Annotated in this window: 15 protein-coding genes and 1 pseudogene; 13 read left to right on the top strand and 3 right to left on the bottom strand. The window is 69.8% G+C overall.

What is annotated here, in order from left to right; translation table 11 throughout:
• Positions 1 to 435: 435 nt before the first annotated feature.
• The 9 genes and pseudogenes from ACMYLB_RS01435 to ACMYLB_RS01395 form a co-directional block, all read left to right on the top strand.
• Positions 436 to 1386: pseudogene (locus ACMYLB_RS01435) on the top strand (LacI family DNA-binding transcriptional regulator); the annotation flags it as partial.
• Positions 1387 to 1636: 250 nt separating this feature from the next.
• Positions 1637 to 4975 carry a hypothetical protein gene (locus tag ACMYLB_RS01430; RefSeq protein ID WP_415909211.1) on the top strand — a complete coding sequence of 1113 codons (3339 nt, stop codon included), beginning with the start codon at positions 1637 to 1639 and terminating at the stop codon, positions 4973 to 4975.
• Between the two features lie 10 nt (positions 4976 to 4985).
• Positions 4986 to 5324 carry a hypothetical protein gene (locus tag ACMYLB_RS01425; protein ID WP_415909210.1) on the top strand — a complete coding sequence of 113 codons (339 nt, stop codon included), beginning with the start codon at positions 4986 to 4988 and terminating at the stop codon, positions 5322 to 5324.
• Positions 5303 to 6013 carry a glycosyl hydrolase family 17 protein gene (locus tag ACMYLB_RS01420; protein ID WP_415909209.1) on the top strand — a complete coding sequence of 237 codons (711 nt, stop codon included), beginning with the start codon at positions 5303 to 5305 and terminating at the stop codon, positions 6011 to 6013. Before ACMYLB_RS01425 ends, ACMYLB_RS01420 begins: the two co-directional genes overlap by 22 nt.
• A gap of 38 nt (positions 6014 to 6051) precedes the next feature.
• Positions 6052 to 7530 (top strand): alpha-N-acetylglucosaminidase TIM-barrel domain-containing protein, encoded by a 1479-nt coding sequence (locus ACMYLB_RS01415; protein WP_415909208.1) that lies wholly within the window; start codon positions 6052 to 6054, stop codon positions 7528 to 7530.
• Complete coding sequence (locus tag ACMYLB_RS01410) at positions 7491 to 8282, top strand: alpha-N-acetylglucosaminidase C-terminal domain-containing protein (protein ID WP_415909207.1); 792 nt, start codon at positions 7491 to 7493, stop codon at positions 8280 to 8282. Before ACMYLB_RS01415 ends, ACMYLB_RS01410 begins: the two co-directional genes overlap by 40 nt.
• A 36-nt stretch (positions 8283 to 8318) precedes the next feature.
• Positions 8319 to 10322, top strand: coding sequence for a beta-N-acetylhexosaminidase (locus tag ACMYLB_RS01405; RefSeq protein WP_415909206.1), 2004 nt, complete (start codon positions 8319 to 8321; stop codon positions 10320 to 10322).
• Between the two features lie 61 nt (positions 10323 to 10383).
• On the top strand, positions 10384 to 11430 hold the full coding sequence (locus ACMYLB_RS01400) for an acyltransferase family protein (protein ID WP_415909205.1): 1047 nt from the start codon (positions 10384 to 10386) through the stop codon (positions 11428 to 11430).
• A gap of 72 nt (positions 11431 to 11502) precedes the next feature.
• Positions 11503 to 13035: a sodium:solute symporter family transporter gene (locus tag ACMYLB_RS01395; RefSeq protein ID WP_415909204.1), complete on the top strand. Its 1533-nt coding sequence runs from the start codon at positions 11503 to 11505 to the stop codon at positions 13033 to 13035.
• On the opposite strand, the gene ACMYLB_RS01390 is transcribed toward ACMYLB_RS01395, so the two are convergent.
• The 3 genes from ACMYLB_RS01390 to ACMYLB_RS01380 form a co-directional block, all read right to left on the bottom strand.
• The gene (locus ACMYLB_RS01390) at positions 13032 to 13910 is read right to left on the bottom strand and encodes an RNA polymerase sigma-70 factor (protein ID WP_415909203.1); all 879 of its coding nucleotides are present in this window, start codon (positions 13908 to 13910) and stop codon (positions 13032 to 13034) included. The two genes, ACMYLB_RS01395 and ACMYLB_RS01390, sit on opposite strands and share 4 nt — an antisense overlap.
• A 7-nt stretch (positions 13911 to 13917) precedes the next feature.
• On the bottom strand, positions 13918 to 14397 hold the full coding sequence (locus ACMYLB_RS01385) for a carboxymuconolactone decarboxylase family protein (RefSeq protein WP_415909202.1): 480 nt from the start codon (positions 14395 to 14397) through the stop codon (positions 13918 to 13920).
• A gap of 103 nt (positions 14398 to 14500) precedes the next feature.
• Positions 14501 to 14836, bottom strand: coding sequence for a glutaredoxin family protein (locus ACMYLB_RS01380; RefSeq protein WP_415909201.1), 336 nt, complete (start codon positions 14834 to 14836; stop codon positions 14501 to 14503).
• Positions 14837 to 14933: 97 nt separating this feature from the next.
• On the opposite strand from ACMYLB_RS01380, the gene ACMYLB_RS01375 reads away from it, so the two are divergent.
• The 4 genes from ACMYLB_RS01375 to recA all read left to right on the top strand — a co-directional run bounded on the left by ACMYLB_RS01375 (position 14934) and on the right by recA (position 17925).
• The gene (locus ACMYLB_RS01375) at positions 14934 to 15947 is read left to right on the top strand and encodes a DUF2891 domain-containing protein (protein ID WP_415909200.1); all 1014 of its coding nucleotides are present in this window, start codon (positions 14934 to 14936) and stop codon (positions 15945 to 15947) included.
• Between the two features lie 72 nt (positions 15948 to 16019).
• Positions 16020 to 16370, top strand: coding sequence for a DMT family protein (locus tag ACMYLB_RS01370; RefSeq protein ID WP_415909199.1), 351 nt, complete (start codon positions 16020 to 16022; stop codon positions 16368 to 16370).
• Positions 16371 to 16517: 147 nt separating this feature from the next.
• The gene (locus ACMYLB_RS01365) at positions 16518 to 16823 is read left to right on the top strand and encodes a hypothetical protein (protein ID WP_415909198.1); all 306 of its coding nucleotides are present in this window, start codon (positions 16518 to 16520) and stop codon (positions 16821 to 16823) included.
• Between the two features lie 82 nt (positions 16824 to 16905).
• A complete protein-coding gene (gene recA, locus ACMYLB_RS01360) occupies positions 16906 to 17925 on the top strand; it encodes a recombinase RecA (RefSeq protein ID WP_415911136.1) in 1020 nt (339 codons plus the stop codon).
• The last annotated feature ends 95 nt before the right edge of the window (positions 17926 to 18020 follow it).

Raw genomic sequence — 18020 nt, 5'->3', positions numbered from 1 at the left:
ACGGAACGATGGGTGGGGATCATTTGGGTAGACGGTTGGGTTTTGCTGCCCTTCTCATCGGCTGCGCCAGCCGCGGGGGACACGGCTTTTGCGGGCCAATGGGGAGCGAAGGGGGTGAAGGGTTTTTGCCGAAAGCGAGCCGGAGCGCGCCGTTCGATGGACGAAAGCGTCGCGTTTTGCGTGCGCTAATGTCAACGCGTTTGTGCATTGAGTGTTGCACTCAAACAGATCGCTCTTTTGACAAAACAAGATATTCATTTTAAACGATTAAAAACTATTTTGTGCAACTTTGTCGGCTCAGGATTTCGGCCATTGTTTAATTTGTTGCATAGATAATTGCTTGCTTCCTGAGGCGGCACTTGTAGCAACAGCCCTCACGTGCGGGCGCGGGCTGTTTCGCGTTCGCGCGCTGCTTCCCCACCCCGGTAGCCAGTCATGGCTCACATCAACCAAAACCTCATCGCCCAGCGCCTGAACATTTCGCGCGCCACGGTTTCGCGCAGCCTGGCGAACCATCCGGCGATCAGTGCGGAGACGCGGGCCCGGGTGCACAGCATGGCCGAGGAGATGGGTTACCGCATCAGTCTCGGGCGCATGTCGCGCCGCCACGCCAAGGGCGCGAAGCGCCTCACGGTCGGCGTGCTCATCGGCATCCCGGCCGAGAACGTCGTGATGGCGACCTTCCCGCACATCCTCAAAGGCATTCGCGACCGCGCGGAGGTCGAGCGCATCAAGGTCGACATCTACTATCAGCCGCCGGGCGACTTTCATCCCGAGAGCAACCGCAACCCGCTCTTCCGCCACCTGCGCGAGGCCGACTGGCGCGGCGCGCTGCTGATCTACCCGTTCGCCGAGAGCGCGGTCGAGGCCATCTCCAAGCGCATCTCCACCGTCGCCGTGCTCGAGAGCTACAGCTACCCGGGCATCGACATCATCGACACCGACGACGCCTCGGGCGTGCTCGGCCTCGTCGAGTGCCTGCGCGCTGCCGGCCACACCCGCATCGGCTTTCTCTCCTGGCTCTACCCGATTGGCGGCCACTGGATCGCGCGCCGCTTCAGCGGCTACGTCGAGGCGCTCTACCTGCACGGCCTCGAGTTCAACCCCGAGTGGGTGATCAACGTCCACAAGAAGGGCCCGCAGCTCAAGACCAACGAGGTCTCGGATCTCGTCGCCCACCACGTGAAGAACTCCGGCGTCACCGCCTGGGTCTGCGCCGCCGACCACCAGGCCTATCCCGTCATCAGCGACCTGCGCGCGCGCGGCATCCGCGTGCCCGAGGATTGCTCGATCACGGGCTTCGACGGCCTCGAGCCGCCGCCCGGCCTGCCGCGCGCCACCTCCATGCGCGTGCCGCACGAGCACATCGGCGCCTCCGCGCTCAACCGCCTCATCAACCGTCTCGAACATCCTTCTTCCCCCGCCGCAAAATCTTCGTCGAGGCCGATCTCGTCCCCGGTGAAACCATCGCGCCCGCGCGCTCCCCTTAGTGAACGTCCCTTCGCCCGTCTCCCCCGCCGCGCGCCCCGCCGCCCGCCGCGACCCCGCTGCGGCGGCGCCCGCCGGCTCGCTCGTCGACGCCTTCGGCGGCCGCTACCACCGCATCACCCAGGCCGATCGCCTGCCGCCGTTCTTCATGAACGTCGTCAGCTCGTCCGATCTCTGGCTCTTCGTCGCCAGCAACGGCGGGCTCACCGCCGGCCGCGGCGACGCCGAGCAGTCGCTCTTCCCCTACCAGACCGTCGACCGCCTCTACGACAGCGCCGGCGTCAGCGGCCCCTGCACCGCGCTCTGGGTCGCCACCGCGCGCGGTCCCGTCCTCTGGCAGCCCTTCGCCCCGCGCACCGCCGCCAACGCCGCCGTCACCCGCACGCTCTACAAGAGCGTCGAGGGCGACCGCCTCTGGTTCGAGGAAACCCACCCCGCGCTCGGCCTCGTCTTCCGCTACGGCTGGTCCACGGCGGAAAACCACGGCCTGCTCCGCCGCTGCGAGCTTGAGAACCTCGCCGGCGAACAGGTCTCCGTCCGCCTCCTCGACGGCCTGCGCAACATCCTCCCCTGGGGCGTCTCGCTGCGCCTGCAGAACGTCAGCAGCTGCCTCACCGACGCCTACAAGACCGCCGAGCTCTTCCCCGAGTCCAACCTCGCCGTCTTCTCGCTCGCCGCCGCCATCGTCGACCGCGCCCTCGCGCTCGAATCGCTGCGCGCGAGCGTCGTGTGGTCCGACGGCCTGCCCCAGCCCACCGTGCTGCTCTCCGACACGCAGCTCGGGGCCTTCCTCGAGGGCGAGAAGCCCGCGCCCGAGCCGCACCGCCGCGGCGTCCGCGGCAGCTACCTCCTCGCCAGCGAATTCATCGTGCCGGCCAAGACGACCACGCGCTGGATGTTCGGGGCCGACATCGGCCTCAGCCAGCCCGACGTCGCCGCCCGCCGCACCCTCGCGCGCGGCGGCCAGCTCCGCGCCGCCGCCGTGGCCGACGCCGACGCCTCCACCGCCAAGCTCCGCCAGCTCGTCGCCGCCGCCGACGGCTGCCAGCGCGGCGCCGACGAGACGGTCACGACCCACCACTTCACCAACGTCCTCTTCAACGTCATGCGCGGCGGCGTGTTCGTGGACGGCCACGCCATCCCCGGCGCCGACTTCGCCGCCGTCGTGGCGCGCCGCAACCGCGCCGTCGCGGGCCGCCACGCCGCGCTGCTCGCCGGCCTGCCCGCCACGCTCGCGCGCTCCGACCTGCTCGCCCGCGCCCGCGCCACCGGCGACGCCGACCTCGCCCGCCTCGCCGAGGAATACCTCCCGCTCACCTTCAGCCGCCGCCACGGCGACCCGAGCCGCCCGTGGAACAAGTTCAGGATCCGCGTGCGCGACGAGAAGGGCCAGCGCGTCCTCGCCCACGAGGGCAACTGGCGCGACATCTTCCAGAACTGGGAGGCGCTCTGCGTCAGCTACCCCGAGTTCATCGACTCCGCGCTCGCCAAGTTCCTCAGCGCCTCCACCGCCGACGGCTACAACCCCTACCGCGTCACGCACACCGGCATCGACTGGGAAGTGCCCGACCACGAGGACCCGTGGGCGTCGATCGGCTACTGGGGCGACCACCAGGTCATCTACCTCCAGAAACTCCTCGAGTGGTCCGGCCGCTACCACCCCGGCCGTCTCCACGCCGCGCTGCGCGAGCCGCGCTACGCCTACGCCGCCGTCCCCTACCGCCTCGCCGGCTACGCCGACACGCGCCGCAATCCGCGCGAGACGATCCAGTTCGAGGCCGAGAAGCACCGTGCCATCGTCGCGCGCGAGGCCGAGCTCGGCTCCGACGCCCGCCTGATCGCCGACGCCGGCGGCCGCGTGGTGCACGTCAATCTCACGGAAAAACTCCTGCTGCTCACGCTCACGCGGATGACGAACTTCGTCGCCGGCGGCGGCATCTGGATGAACACCCAGCGGCCGGAGTGGAACGACGCCAACAACGCCCTCGTCGGCTACGGCGTCTCGTTCGTCACGCTCGCCTACCTGCGCCGCACGCTCGCGCACGTGCACGGCACGCTGCTGCCCGCGCTCGGCCCCGCGCCGGTCGCGCTCTCCGCCCGCGTCGGCGCCTTGCTCCGCGGCGTCCACGCCGCGCTCGAATCGCACCGCGCCCTGCTCGCCGCGCCGGCGATCACCCCGGCGTCGCGCCGCGCGCTGCTCGACGCGCTGGCCACCGCCGGCGCGGATTACCGCGAGGCCGTCTACCGCGCCGGCCCCGGCGCGCCGGAGGAGGTCGCCCCCGCGTCCATCGCCGCCGCGCTCGCCCTTGCGCTCGAATTCGTCGACCACACGCTGCGCCTCGGCCTCCGCGCCGACGGCCTCTACGAGTCCTACAACCGCCTCGAGTTCACGGAGCATCCCGCCGGCCTCGAGGTCCACCCGCTCTACCCGATGCTCGAGGGCCAGGTCGCCGTGCTCAGCTCGGGCCTGCTCGCGCCGGCCGAGGTCGTGCGCCTGCTCCGCGCGCTGCGCGCGAGCCCGCTCTACCGCGCCGACCAGCACAGCTACCTGCTCTATCCCGACCGCCAGCTGCCCGGTTTCCTCGCCCGCAACACGGTCCCGGCCGACGCCGTCGCGGCCTCGCCGCTGCTCGCCGCCCTGCTCGCCGCGGGCGACGACCGCGTGATCGGGCGCGACGCCGCGGGCGCGCACCGCTTCCACGCCGATCTCGCCAACGCCGACGCGCTGCGCGAACAGCTCGCCCGGCTCGCGCGCGAGCCGCGCTGGGCCGATCTCGTGCGCGCGCACGGCGCGGCCGTGGAGGAGGTTTACGAGGGCGTCTTCCATCACCGCGCCTTCACCGGCCGCAGCGGCAGCATGTTCGGCTACGAGGGCCTCGGCTGCATCTACTGGCACATGGTGGCCAAGCTCCTCCTCGCCGTGCAGGAAAACCTGCTCGCGGCCGAGACCCGCGGCGCCCCCGAGGCCGACGCGCTGCGCGAGCACTACTACGACATCCGCGCCGGCCTCGGCTTCAACAAGACGCCGGCCGACTACGGCGCCTTCCCGACCGATCCCTACTCGCACACCCCCGGCCACAGCGGCGCGCAGCAGCCCGGCATGACCGGCCAGGTGAAGGAGGAGATCCTCACCCGCTGGGGCGAACTCGGCGTGCACGTCGAGCGCGGCACCCTGGCGTTCCGGCCGACCTTCCTCCGCGCGGGCGAGTTCACCGCCGCGCCCGCCATCCTGCGCCTGCCCGGCGCCGACGGACGTGAGCTGGACGTCGCGCTCCCGGCGCGCGCGCTGGCCTTCACCTTCTGCGGCGTGCCGGTGGTCTACCAACTCGGCGCCGGGACGGCGCGCGTCCGCTGGTTCGACGCCGCCGGCTCGCACGAGCGCGCCGGCGCCGCGCTCGATGCCGCGACGAGCGCCGAGGTCTTCGGCCGCACCGGCCGCGTGACGCGCATCGAGGTCGAGCTCGGCGACGCGTTCCGCCCGCTCTGAGTTTTCCGCCATGAAGTTCCCTGCCCTGCTCCTCGCCGCGTGCGCGGCGCTGCTTCTTGCCGCCCCCGTCACGCGCGCGTCCGACCTGCCCGGCGGCCGCCGCGCCCTGAACCTCCAGCTCGACGGCCGCTGGATCGGCAACGGCGTCTCGTTCAGCCCGTATCGCGACGGCCAGGCGCCCTACGGCCGGGAGCCGAGCGACGAGGAAATCCTCGCCGACCTCCGCCTCGTGGCGCGCTACTGGAACTTCATCCGCATGTATGAGGCCACCGGCGTCACGGAGCGCATCGTGCGGCTGATCCACGAGCACCGCCTCCCCTCCGCGCCATGGTCGGCGCCTGGGTCGTGACCAACGACACGCCCGAGCGCCAGGCGCGCAATCGCCGCGAACTGGCCGCCGCCGTGCGCGTCGCCCACACCTATCCCGACGTCGTCCTCGCCGTCGCCGTCGGCAACGAGCCGTGCGTCTCCTGGTCCGACCACCGCGTCGACCCCGCCGACATCGCGCGCTGGGCCCGCGAGGTCCGCGCCGCGGTGACGCAGCCGGTCACGTCCGCCGACGACTACAACTTCTGGAACAAGCCCGAGTCGCAGGCCGTCGCCGCCGAGCTGGATTTCATCGTCCTCCACGGCTACGCGCTCTGGAACGGCCGGCCGCTCGCCGAGGGCATGTCGTGGCTCGCGGAGCAATACGACACCACCGTCCGCCTGCACCCGGGCGTGCCGGTGATCATCGGCGAGACCGGCTGGGCCACGAGCTACGATCCGACGCGCAACAAGCCCGGCGAGGAGGGCGCGCTGATGAAGGCCGAGGTCTCCGTCGCCGCGCAGGAAAACTACCTCCGCCAGCACTACCGCTGGGTGAACGAGCGCCGCGTGCCGACGATCCTCTTCGAGGCCTTCGACGAGAACTGGAAGGGCGGCGGCGACCAGACGCCGCCGCACGTCGCGGAAAAGCACTGGGGCGTCTTCGACCCGCAGCGCCGGCCCAAGCCGTCGTTCCAGGCCATCCAGCGCGAGTTCTACGGCGAGAAATGAATTTTGGGGTTAACCAGGTAGGTAAAGCGGCCAGGGGCGTGTGCGCGCTCCTGGCCGCTCTCTTTTTCTGGGCCGCCGGCGCGCGGGCCGATGCGCTCGCTGCCGCGCGTGCCCTCGTTGCCCGGATCGTGCCGGCGCACGCGGAGCAGATCGTGCTCGAGCCGCTGCCGCACGCGCCGGGCGCGCCCGACGCCTTCGAGGTCGAGACGCGCGCCGGCCGCCTCGTCCTGCGCGGCCACAACGGCGTCACCATCGGCGCGGCGCTGAACTGGTATTTCCGGAACGTCGCGCACGCGCAGGTCTCGTGGTGCGGCGACAACCTCGCGCTGCCGGCGCAACTGCCCGCCGTGCCGGCGAAGGTCCGCGTCGAGTCGCCCTACGCGCAGCGCGTCTACCTGAACTACTGCACCTTCAACTACACCGGCGCGTGGTGGGACCGCGCGCGCTGGGAGCGTGAGATCGACTGGATGGCGCTGAACGGCATCACCACGCCGCTCGCCATCACCGGCCAGGAGGCGGTCTGGCAGGCGACGCTGCGGCGCTTCGGCCTGGGCGACGACGAGATCCGCGCCTTCTTCGTCGGCCCGGCGTTCTTCGCCTGGCAGTGGATGACCAACATCGAGGCCTGGGGCGGTCCGCTCCCGCAGTCGTGGATCGATTCGCACCGCGAGCTCGGCCAGTGGATCGTCCGCCGCGAACGCGAGCTGGGCATGACGCCGATCCTGCAGGGCTTCACCGGCTGCGTGCCCGTCGCGCTGGCGAAGAAATTCCCCGAGGCCCGCATCCGGCAGAAAAAAGTCTGGTGCGAAATCCCGCCCGGCCCGGCGCAGCTCGATCCCGCCGACCCGTTGTTCACGCGGATGGGCCGCGTCTTCCTCGAGGAGCAGCAGAAGCTCTTCGGCGGCGACCACCTCTATGCCGCCGATCCGTTCCACGAGGGCGAGCCGCCGCAGGAGGGCGCAGAATATCTCCACGCCGTGGGCGAAACCATTTTCAAGCTCACGACCGAGTTCGACCCGCAGGCCACGATCGTCATGCAGGGCTGGTCGATCCGCGAGGGCATCGTGCGCGGCATCCCGGAGGACCGCCTGCTGGTGCTCGACCTCACCGGCCAGAAATGGCGCGAGACGCAGTCGTTCTGGGGCCGCGCCTGGGTCGCGGGCATCATCCAGAACTACGGCGGCCGGCACAGCCTCGGCGGCAACCTCCCGCAACTCGCCACGACCGCCCCGTCGCTCCTCGGCACGCCCGCCGGCCGGCGCCTCGTCGGCATCGGCCTCTTCCCGGAGGCCATCGAGCACAACCCGCTGCTCTTCGACCTCGCCGCCGATCTCGGCTGGCAGCCCGCCGCGCCCGATCTCGCCGCGTGGACGCAGCGCTACGTGCGCGCGCGCTACGGCACGGACCACGCCGCGGCCCAGCGCGCCTGGGCGACGCTGCGCACGAGCGTCTACGCGCAAAAAGCCCCGAGCCGCCGATGGAGTCGCCGCTGCAGGCGCGCCCGGCGCTGGAGCTGAGGCAGACGTCGCCGTGGGGCAGCTTCGAGCGCGACTACGACGTCGATGCCGTCTGGCGTGCGTGGAGCGACCTGCTCGCCGCCGCGCCGGCGCTCGGGCGCGTCGATCCGTTCCGCTACGACCTCGTCGACGTCGCCCGCCAGGCGCTGGCCGATCTTTCCGTGCCGCTGCACCGCGAGGTCGTCGCCGCCTGGCACTCCGGCGACCGCGCGCGCTACGCCGCGGCGCGCGACCGCTTCCTCGCGCTCGGCGCCGATCTCGACGCGCTGCTCGCCACGCGCCGCGAGTTCCTGCTCGGCGCGTGGCTGGCCGACGCGCGCCGCTGGAGCGCGTCGCCCGCCGAGGCCGACCTCTACGAGCGCAACGCCCGCCAGCTCGTCACCGTCTGGGGCGGCACGCCGGAGACGACGATGCTCTTCGAGTATTCCTCGCGGCAATGGTCCGGGCTGATCGAGAGTTTCTACCTCGTGCGGTGGAAAAAATACTTCGCCTGGCTCGAGCGGCAGCCGGCCGGCTACGGCGATCGTGCGCTGCCGCGCCGCGACGGCCGCGTTGTGGCCGCGGCGAACGACTTCTACGGCGAGCTCGCGCGCTGGGAGTTCGCCTGGGGCGAGGCGCACGAGCCCCACGCCGCGGCGCCGCGCGGGGATTCGGTTGCGGTCGCGCGCGCGATGTTCGATAAATGGTCGCCCGTCCGCGGGCAAAGCTATGCGACCTTCGACTGGAATTCGCTCAAACCGTCGTCGCCCTGACGACCGCGCACGATGATCCGGCGGCTGTTTTTCCTCATGGCCGGTTTCCTGATGGGCAGTCCGATCCTCCGTGCGGAACCGACCGCGCGCCCGGCGCTGATGCCCTGGCCGGCGCACGTCGAGTGGCGCGAGGGCGCGCTCGCGATCGACGCGGGTTTCCGCGTGCGCCTCGCCGGCCACGACGACGCGCGGCTGCGCGCCGGCCTCGGCCGGGTGCTCGACCGGCTGGAAAAACGCACCGCGCTCGACTTCGCCCCGCGTGTCGTCGCCAGCGGCGGCACGCTGGTCATCGCGTGCGACGGCCCCGGCTCGGCCCGGCCGCAGCTCGGCGACGACGAGTCCTACACGCTGCAGGTGCGCACCGACGGCGCCGAGTTGCGCGCGCCCAACGTCGTGGGCGCGCTGCGCGGGCTGGAGACATTTTTGCAGCTGGTGGAGAAGCGCGCGGACGGCTTCGCCGCACCGTGCGTCACGATCCGGGACGCCCCGCGCTTTCCCTGGCGCGGGCTGATGATCGACGTGGCGCGGCATTTCCAGCCGCCGGAGGTGATCCTCCGCAACCTCGACGCGATGGCGGCGGTGAAGCTCAACGTCCTCCACCTGCACCTGACCGACGACCAGGGCTTCCGGATCGAGAGCAGGACGCACCCGGAACTGCACGCGGTCAGCGCCGGCAGCGGCGTGCTCGCGCAGGCGGAGATCAAGCGGATCATCGCCGCCGCGACCGAGCGCGGCATCCGCGTGGTGCCGGAGTTCGACGTGCCCGGCCACGCGACGGCGTGGCTGGCCTCGCATCCGGAGATCGCGAGCGCGCCGGGACCCTACACCGTGGCGAAGGCCTGGGGCGTGCTCGATCCGGTGATGGATCCGACGCGGCCGGAGACGCTGGCGCTGCTCGGCTCGTTCTTCGGCGAGATGGCGGCGCTCTTTCCCGACGAGTTCTTCCACATCGGCGGCGACGAGAACAACGGCAAGCACTGGAACGCCAGCACCCGCATCCGGGAATTCAAATACGGACACGGTCTGGCGACGAACGAGGCGCTGCACGCGTGGTTCAACGGCCAGCTCGCCGCGATCCTCGCGCAGCACGGCAAGCGGCTGGTCGGCTGGGACGAGATTCTCCATCCGGACCTGCCGCGCAACGCCGTGGTGCATTCGTGGCGCGGGCCGGGATCGCTCGCGCAGGCCGCGCAGCAGGGCTTCGCCGGCATCTTGTCCGCGGGCTACTACCTCGACCTGCATTACCCGGCGGCGGACGCCTACGCGGCCGATCCGCTGCCCGCCCACTCGCCGCTGACCCCGGAGCAGGCGGCGCGCGTGCTCGGCGGCGAGGCCCCGATGTGGACCGAGTGGGCCGACGCGCGGATCTTCGACTTTCGCGTCTGGCCGCGCGCCGCCGCGGTGGCGGAGCGCCTGTGGTCGCCGCGGGAGGTCCGCGACGTCACGGACATGTATCGCCGGCTCGCGCGCATCGACGCGCAGCTCGCGGAAACCGGCGTGCAGCACCGCGCCTGGCCGCGGTTCGACGGCTTTGCCGCGGAAGACGCGGCGGCCCTGCGCGTGCTGGCGGCGGCGGTCGAGCCGGTGAAGCGCTACCGCCGGCCGCAGCTCCAAAAGGGCGGCGCGGATTTTCCGCTCAACGACCTCGCCGACTGGGCGCACTCCGAGAGTCGCCCGGCGCGGGAATTCGCGGCGCGGATCGACGACTGGCTGGAATTGCCGGCGGACGCGCGGGCGGCCGGCCTCGATGACCTGCTCGTGACCGTCGCGGCCTGGCGCGCGGCGGCGGTCCGCGCGGCCGGGATGCCGGCGCGCGATCACCGGGCCGAGGGACGGATCGAGACGGCGCGGCGGCTGGTCGAGCTCTGCGACGCGACGGAGCGCGCCTTGCGCGCGGGGGCGAGCGGGGCGGCGCTGGCGCCGGACGAAGCGGCGCGGATCCGGGAGCGGCTGGCGGCGGCAGCGCAGCCGACCGCGGCCGCGGTGGAGTTCCCGTTCCTGCCGGCGCTCGGCCGGCTGGTGGCGGCGGCGACGCGATGAGCGCGCCCGCCCCGCCCCGTCGAACCGCCTGCTCGCGCTCGATGCGCTGCGCGGGTTCGACATGTTCTGGATCGTCGGCGCCGACGCGATCGGCGGGGCGCTGCACCACCTGCGCGGCGGGCCGGCGCTGCACGCGCTGGCGGGGCAGATGGAGCACGTGGCGTGGGAGGGTTTTCATTTCTACGACCTGATCTTTCCGCTGTTCGTGTTCATGGTCGGGGCGGCGGTCCCGCTTTCGCTCGACAAGCTCGTGGCACAGGGCGGTCGCGCGGCGGCGTGGCGGCGCCTCGCGCGCCGGACGCTGCTGCTGTTCGCGCTCGGCGTCTTCTACTACGGCGGCATCGGGTCGGAGCCGCGGCTGCTCGGCGTGCTGCAGCGCCTCGCGCTGTGCTACGGGGCGACGAGCGTGCTGTATCTGTGGCTGAGGCCGCGCGGGCTGACGGCGGTGTTCGTGGCGCTGCTGGCCGGCTATTGGGCGCTGCTGACGTTCGTGCCGGTGCCGAGGTTCGGCGCGGGGGACTTCCGCGAGGGCCACAACCTCACCAACTGGATCGACGCGCACTGGCTGCCGCTGCGGAAGTGGAACGGCGACCACGATCCCGAGGGACTGCTGAGCACGCTGCCGGCGATCGCGACGTGCCTGCTCGGCGTGTTCGCGAGCAAGTGGCTCACGGACGCGACGCGCAGCGCGCGCGGGCGCGTGGGCGGGCTCGCCGGCGCGGGCGTGGTGCTCGTCGCGCTCGGCTGGCTGTGGGGCGCGCAGTTTCCGGTGATCAAGAACCTGTGGACGTCGTCGTTCGTCCTCGTGGCCGGCGGCTGGAGCCTGCTGCTGCTGGCGGCATTCTATCAGGTGATCGACGTCTGGCGCGTGCAGGGGTGGGCGCGGCCGTTCCTCTGGGTCGGTGCGAACTCGCTGCTGATCTATCTCGTGAGCAACGTCGTGGATTTCGCGGCGCTGTCGGCGCGCTTCGCGGGCGGTCCGGTGGCCGCGTGGCTCGACGCGCGGTGGGCCGGGCTCGGCGGCCTGGTGCTCGCGCTGGTCGGCGCGGGTCTGGCGGTGGGTTTCTGCGGGTGGCTGCATCGGCGCGGGATATTCCTGCGGATCTGAGGCCCTGCCCCATCGGCTAGAGAGAACGGGCTCGCCAGCGCGCGGGGCTTCGCGCTGCATCGCGGTCGCCGCATGAACCCCTTTTTCAACGCCGGCGACTGGGCCATCATCCTGCTTTATCTCGGAGGCGTCGTGGCGCTCGGGCTGTGGTTCGGGCGCGATCAGCAGAACACGCGCGACTACTTCCTCGGCAGCCGCAACATCCCGTGGTGGGGCATCGGCCTGTCGATCGTCGCCGCGGAAACGAGTGCGCTGACGATCATCGGCGTGCCGGCGATCGCCTACGGCGGCAACCTGATGTTCCTGCAGATGATCATCGGCTACGTGATCGCGCGCGTGATCCTGGCGGCGGTGATGGTGCCGCATTACCTGAGCGGGGAAATCTATTCGCCCTATCAACTGCTCGAGCAGCGCCTCGGCGTCGGTCCGCGGCGCGTGGCGGGTGGGTTGTTTTTGTTTCTCGAAACGCTGGCGGCGGGCGTGCGCGTCTACGTGGCGTGCATCCCGATCCGGCTGCTGCTCGGCGAGACGGTGTGCAGCTTCGGCGGGCTCGTGGATCCGATCCTCGGCGCGATCGCGCTCTTTGTCGGCTTGTCGCTGCTCTACACCTACGTCGGCGGCGTGAAGGCCGTGATCTGGACTGACGCGGTGCAATTCGGGCTGTTTCTCGCGGGCGGACTGTTCGCGCTGCTCTACATCCCGACGCTCGTGGGCGGCTGGGATGCGGCGTTCGCGGTCGCGCGGGCGGGCGGCAAGCTCGAGTGGTTCAACGGTGCGTTCTCGTTCGGTGCGCCGTTCAACATCTGGATGGGCGTGCTGGGCGGGACGTTGATCGTGCTGTCGTCGCACGGCGCGGAGCAGCTGATCGTGCAGCGCGTGCTGGCGTGCCGCACGGTGGCCGACGGACGGAAGGCGCTCGTGCTGAGCGCGGTCGTGATCTTCCCGCTGTTCCTGATCTTCCTCCTCGTGGGCGCGCTGCTGTGGGTGTTCTACCAGTCGCACCCGATGCAGATCCCGCTGCCGGAGACGCGGCCGGGCATCAAGGCGAACGACTTCATCTTCCCCGTGTTCATGCTCACGGAGGTGCCGCACGTGCTGAAGGGTTTCCTCATCGTGGCGATCCTGTCGGCGGCGATGTCGTCGATCAGCTCGGCGATGACGGCGCTGGCGTCGGTCTCGACGATGGACTTCGTGAAACCGCTCGCGCCGCGGCTGACCGAGGCGGCGCTGCTGGCGTGGAGCAAGCGCTCGACGGTGCTCTGGGCGGCGGTGCTGATCGGCGTGGCCTGGCTGACGCGCGAGGTGCAGTTCGTGCTGAACGCGGCGTTTTCGCTGCGCGGGCTGACGAGCGGCGCGCTGCTCGGCGGGCTGCTGCTGGCGCTGTTCGCGCGCGGCGTCGGCGCGCGGGCGGTCGTGGTCGGCATGCTGGCGTCGGTCGCGGTGATGAACGTGCTCTACTGGCCGCCGAACATTCCGGCGGTGCGCGGCTGGTGGCTGGCGACGTTCGGCGGCGAGGTGTTCTGGCCGTGGTTCACGCTGATCGGCACGCTGGTGACGCTCGGCGTGGCCGGCGCGCTGCGGGCGCGCCCGGCGAAGGCCGCCTAGTTCGGGCCGGGCAGGTGGCGGAGTTTCTCGGGATTGCGCACGACGTAGATCGCGCGGATGCGGTCGCCGGCGAGGTCGAACGAGTAGGCGTTCTGCAGCTGGCCCGCGACGAACAGGAGCGCGCCGGGCCGGCCGTTGATGGGCACGAAACGCAGGTCGGCCTGCGTGGCCGGTCCTTCCTTGGCGCGGATGCCGGCGAAGAAGCGGCTGATGTGATCGGCGGTGTGGATCGGCCGGCCGGCGGCGACGACGCGTCCGCCGCCGTCGGAGTAGAGCGTGGCGTCGTCGGTCAGCAGCGCCATGAGCTCGTCGACGTTGCCGCTCGCGGTGGCGGCGAGGAATTGCTGGACGATGCGCTGCGCGCGCTCGCTCGGCGGCGCGGGCGGCGTGTCGCCGCGGCCGAGGTGGGATTTGGCGCGGCTGACGATCTGGCGGCAGGCGGCCTCGCTCTTCTCGACGATGCGCGCGATGTCGGCGTAGTCGTAGGCGAACACCTCGCGCAGGAGGAACACGGCGCGCTCGTCGGGCGTGAGGCGCTCGAGCATCAGCATGAACGCCATGGTGAGCGAATCGGCCAGTGCGGCGGATTCGGCGGGCGAGGGCGCGGGGTTCTCCACCAGCGGCTCGGGCAGCCATACGCCGTAGTAGTCGGTGCGGGCGCGCTGGGCGGAGCGGAGCTGGTCGATGCACAGGCGCGTGGTCGTGGCGACGAGCCACGCGCGCGGCGAGTCGATCGCGGTGGCGTCCTGCTTTTGCCAGCGCAGCCAGGTTTCCTGCACGGCGTCCTCCGCCTCGGCGACGCGCCCGAGCATGCGGTAGGCGAGGTCGAAGAGCAGCCGGCGGTGCGCGGCGAAGGCGGAGGGGTCGGCGGGCATGGCGGGATCAGGCGGCGGCGCCGGGCTGGATGTGGAAGGCGACGTTGAAGCGATTCCAGCCGTTGATGACGACGATGGCCAGCGTGAGGTGGAAGAGTTCCTTCTCGGAGAAATGGGCGCGGGCCTCGGCGAAGATCTCGTCGGAGACGCCGTGGTCGCCGAGCCGCGTCAGCGCCTCGGTCCAGCGGAAGGCGGCGCGCTCGCGCGGCGTGTAGCAGGAGACCTCGGCCCAGGCCGGGAGCAGCACGAGGCGCTCGTCGGTTTCGCCGTTCGCCTTCGCGTCGCGGTGGTGCATGTCGATGCAGAAGGCGCAGCGGTTGATCTGCGAGGCGCGCAGGCGCACGAGGTCGAGCAGGCCGCGGTCGAGGAGGTTGGCGGCGGGCGATTGGGAGAGCGCCAGCATGGCCTGGAGGACTTCGGGGGCGCTGGTGTGGGAGCCGCGCGGCGTGACGACGTGGAGGGGGGCGGTGGAGACGGTGGTTTTCATGTCATCCACAGGACGAGGCAGCCCCGGGTTTTGTGACAGGGCCGGAAAAGAAAAACGCCGGCGCGGCGGCCGGCGTGCGGGGGAAGCGGGCGTTTTGCGGCGCTCAGAAGAAGCGCACGGGCTTGGCCTGCATGCGGGCGTGTTCCTCGTCGGAGCAGCCGGCGTTGGTGTTCACGTCGGTCGAGGCGCTGGTGGGCTTCACCAGCTCGTTGGCGAGCATGTAGTTCTCGACTTCCTCGCCGGAGACATCGGCGAGCATGACGCCGTCGATCTCGACGCAGGGGGAGAGCGGCTGGCCGGACTTGCGGACCATCTCCTCGTAGTTGGCGCGCTGGTTGATGATGTCGATGTCCTCGAACGGCAGGTTGTATTTGCGCATGATGGCGCGGACGCCGTTGGACCAACCGCAGTGCGGCTTCAGGTAGGCTTTGATCTTCATTCGTGGAGAGGTGCGAGGGTGTGAGTGAACTCGGCCGCAATGTAGGTGGGGCGTTTTCTTCTTCAACTGAAAGTTTTGGCGGCTACCGTCGCGCTCCGTGCCCGACGCCTTCCCCACCCTCTCGCAGTCGCAAGCCTCCGCGTTCGCCCGGCTCGGGCTCGCCAACGTCCGGCGCGAGTATCCGCACCTGCTCCAGCACATGATCAACGGCCCCGAGGACATCCTCGAGGTGCGGGCGCTGCACCCGGCGTTCTACGGCAGCTACGACTGGCACTCGTGCGTGCACCAGCACTGGATGCTGGTGCGGCTGGCGCTCCTGTTCCCCGCCCTGCCGGAGCGGCCGGAGATCGACCGCGTGCTGCGCGCGCACCTGACGCGGGAGAACATGGAGCGCGAGGCGGAGTATTTCCGCGCGCCGGGGCGGCAGTTCTTCGAGCGGCCCTACGGCTGGGCCTGGTTCCTCAAGCTGGCGCAGGAGATGAACGGCTACGATGCGGCGCTGGCGGAGAACCTGGACCCGCTCGTCGATCTCATCCGCGACGGCTTCATGCGCTACCTGCGCAGCCTGACGCACCCGGTCCGCAACGGCGTGCACGGCAACACCGCCGTGGCCGTCGCCCTCGCCCTCGGGCATGCCCGGGCGCACGACGACCAGCAGCTGAAGCTGCTCTGCACCGCGCGCTCGGCCTACTGGTTCGGGCACGACGTCGACTACCCCGCGCACTACGAGCCCTCGGGCGAGGATTTTTTCTCCCCCTGCCTGACCGAGGCCGGGCTGATGGCGCGCATCCTGCCGCGCGAGCAGTTCCTGGTGTGGTTCGGGAAATTCCTGCCCCGCCTCGCGCACGGCGATCCGGCGAACTTGCTGAAGCCCGCGCCTGTGAGCGATCCGCACGACCCGAAAATCGCGCATCTCATCGGCCTGAACCTGAACCGGGGTTGGGTCTGGCGCCGGCTGGCGGCGATTTTGCCCGCCGACGACTCGCGCCGGACCTTCGCCAACGCCGCGGCGCTCGCGCACTACCAGGCCGCGCTGCCGCTGCTGGACGAGGAGGACTTCCATCGCGCCCACTGGCTCTCGTCGTTCGCGGTCTACACGCTGACGGAATGAGCCGCCGGCGGCGGGCGGGGCGAGGCCTCTGTCCGCTTGCAGGACCCCGCGGCGGAAGCATGATGCGCGCGCATGACGACCGTCGTCCTCCTCGCCATCTCGAACATTTTCATGACCTTCGCGTGGTATGGCCACCTGAAGTATCTCCACGACAAGCCGCTCTGGATCACCGTGGCGATCTCGTGGGGCATCGCGTTCTTCGAATACTGCCTGATGGTGCCCGCCAACCGGCTCGGCTACGGCAAATTCACCGGCTACGAGCTGAAGATCCTGCAGGAGGTGATCACGCTGGTGGTGTTCGTGGGCTTCGCCTGGCTGGTGCTCGGCGAGAAGCTGCGCTGGAACTACGCCGTGAGCCTCGCGCTGATCTTCCTCGCGGTGTGGTTCGCCTTCGGCTTCAAGCCGGCGGCGCCGACGAGTTGAGCGCGGGAGTCAACCCTGCGGATCGCTTCAATTGGAGCGATTATTTTCCCGACTCCGCGCTTGCGGCGTGCGGCGCGGCGCCGAAAGTCTCCTGACATACTGCTGTCAACCTGACCTGTTAACGTCTTTCCCTCACCCACTCCCTCCATGTCCAAAGCCGATAAGTCCCCCAAAGCCGAAGCCAAGCCCGCCCCCTCCGCCGCGATCGTCGCGCGCGAGAAGAACCTCGACCTCGCCGTCTCGTCCATCACGAAGCAGTTCGGCGAAGGCTCGATCATGCGCCTGGGCGACAACGCCAAGATGAAGGTCGAGACGCTCTCGACCGGCTCCCTCGCCATCGACCTCATGCTCGGCGTCGGCGGCCTGCCCAAGGGCCGCATCATCGAAATCCTCTCAGCCCTCAAAAGCCATACTTACGCTCCTTCCAGAATGAGCGCAATTGGTATGGCATAACTGAAAATCCATACCTTTTAACATGTCCAAAGCCGAAAAATCCCCCAAAGCCGAGCCGAAGTCGGCCATCACGCCTGCAAACATGGCACGTGATAAGAACATCGAACTCGCCGTTTCCTCCATCACGAAGCAGTTCGGTGAAGGATCCATTATGCGCCTTGGCGACAACGCCAAGATGAAGGTCGAGACACTTTCGACTGGTTCGCTTGCCATAGACCTCACCCTCGGTGTCGGCGGGATCCCCCGCGGGCGTATAACGGAAATTTACGGGCCAGAGAGCTCAGGTAAGACCACGTTCTGTTTGAGCGTCATCGCCGAAGCGCAGCGCCGCGGCGGCCTTGCGGCCTTCATCGATGTCGAGCACGCGCTCGATCCGAAATACGCGAAGATCGTCGGCGTGAACCTCGATGACCTCCTCGTTTCACAGCCCGACTCCGGTGAAGACGCGCTGAACATCATGGAGACGCTCATCCGTTCGAACTCCATCGACGTTATCATCCTCGACTCCGTCGCCGCGCTCACCACCAAGGCCGAACTCGACGGCCAGATGGGCGACGCCACCGTCGGTGCGCAGGCGCGCCTCATGTCGCAGGCGATGCGCCGTCTCACGGCCGTCGTTTCGAAGACCAACTGTGTGTGCATCTTCACGAATCAGATTCGCGAGAAGATCGGCGTGATGTTCGGCAACCCCGAGACGACCTCCGGCGGGCGCGCGTTGAAATTCTTCGCGTCCGTCCGCCTCGACATCCGCCGCAAGGACCAGCTCAAGACACCCGACGGTAAGGTCATCGGCAACCGCACGAAGATCAAAGTCGTGAAGAACAAGGTGGCGCCGCCGTTCACCGAGTGCGAATTCGACATCATGTATGACGAGGGCATCTCGGCCACGGCTTCGTTACTAGACCTAGGATTGGAGCACAAAGTGCTAGAAAAGAAGGGTGCGTGGATCGCCTTCAATGGTGAACTCGTTGGCCAAGGACGCGAAGCGGCGAAGGAAGCGCTGAAGCAGAACCCGGCAGTCGCGGAAAAGATCAAGGCCGCGATATTAGAAAAAGCCCACATCAAGGGCGGAGAGTCGGCCACCGGGGAAATCGCAGACTAGTTGCCTGCTAGAATCATCAAGCCGCAGCACGCGCTGCGGCTTTTTTTTGCGAGATCTCGCAACTAATATTCTTAGTCGGACGCGAAATCGTGCCG

Source organism: Oleiharenicola sp. Vm1, from assembly GCF_047777955.1.
Taxonomy (GTDB): Bacteria; Verrucomicrobiota; Verrucomicrobiia; order Opitutales; family Opitutaceae; genus Didemnitutus.
This window is presented reverse-complemented; position numbering and strand designations above follow the sequence as displayed.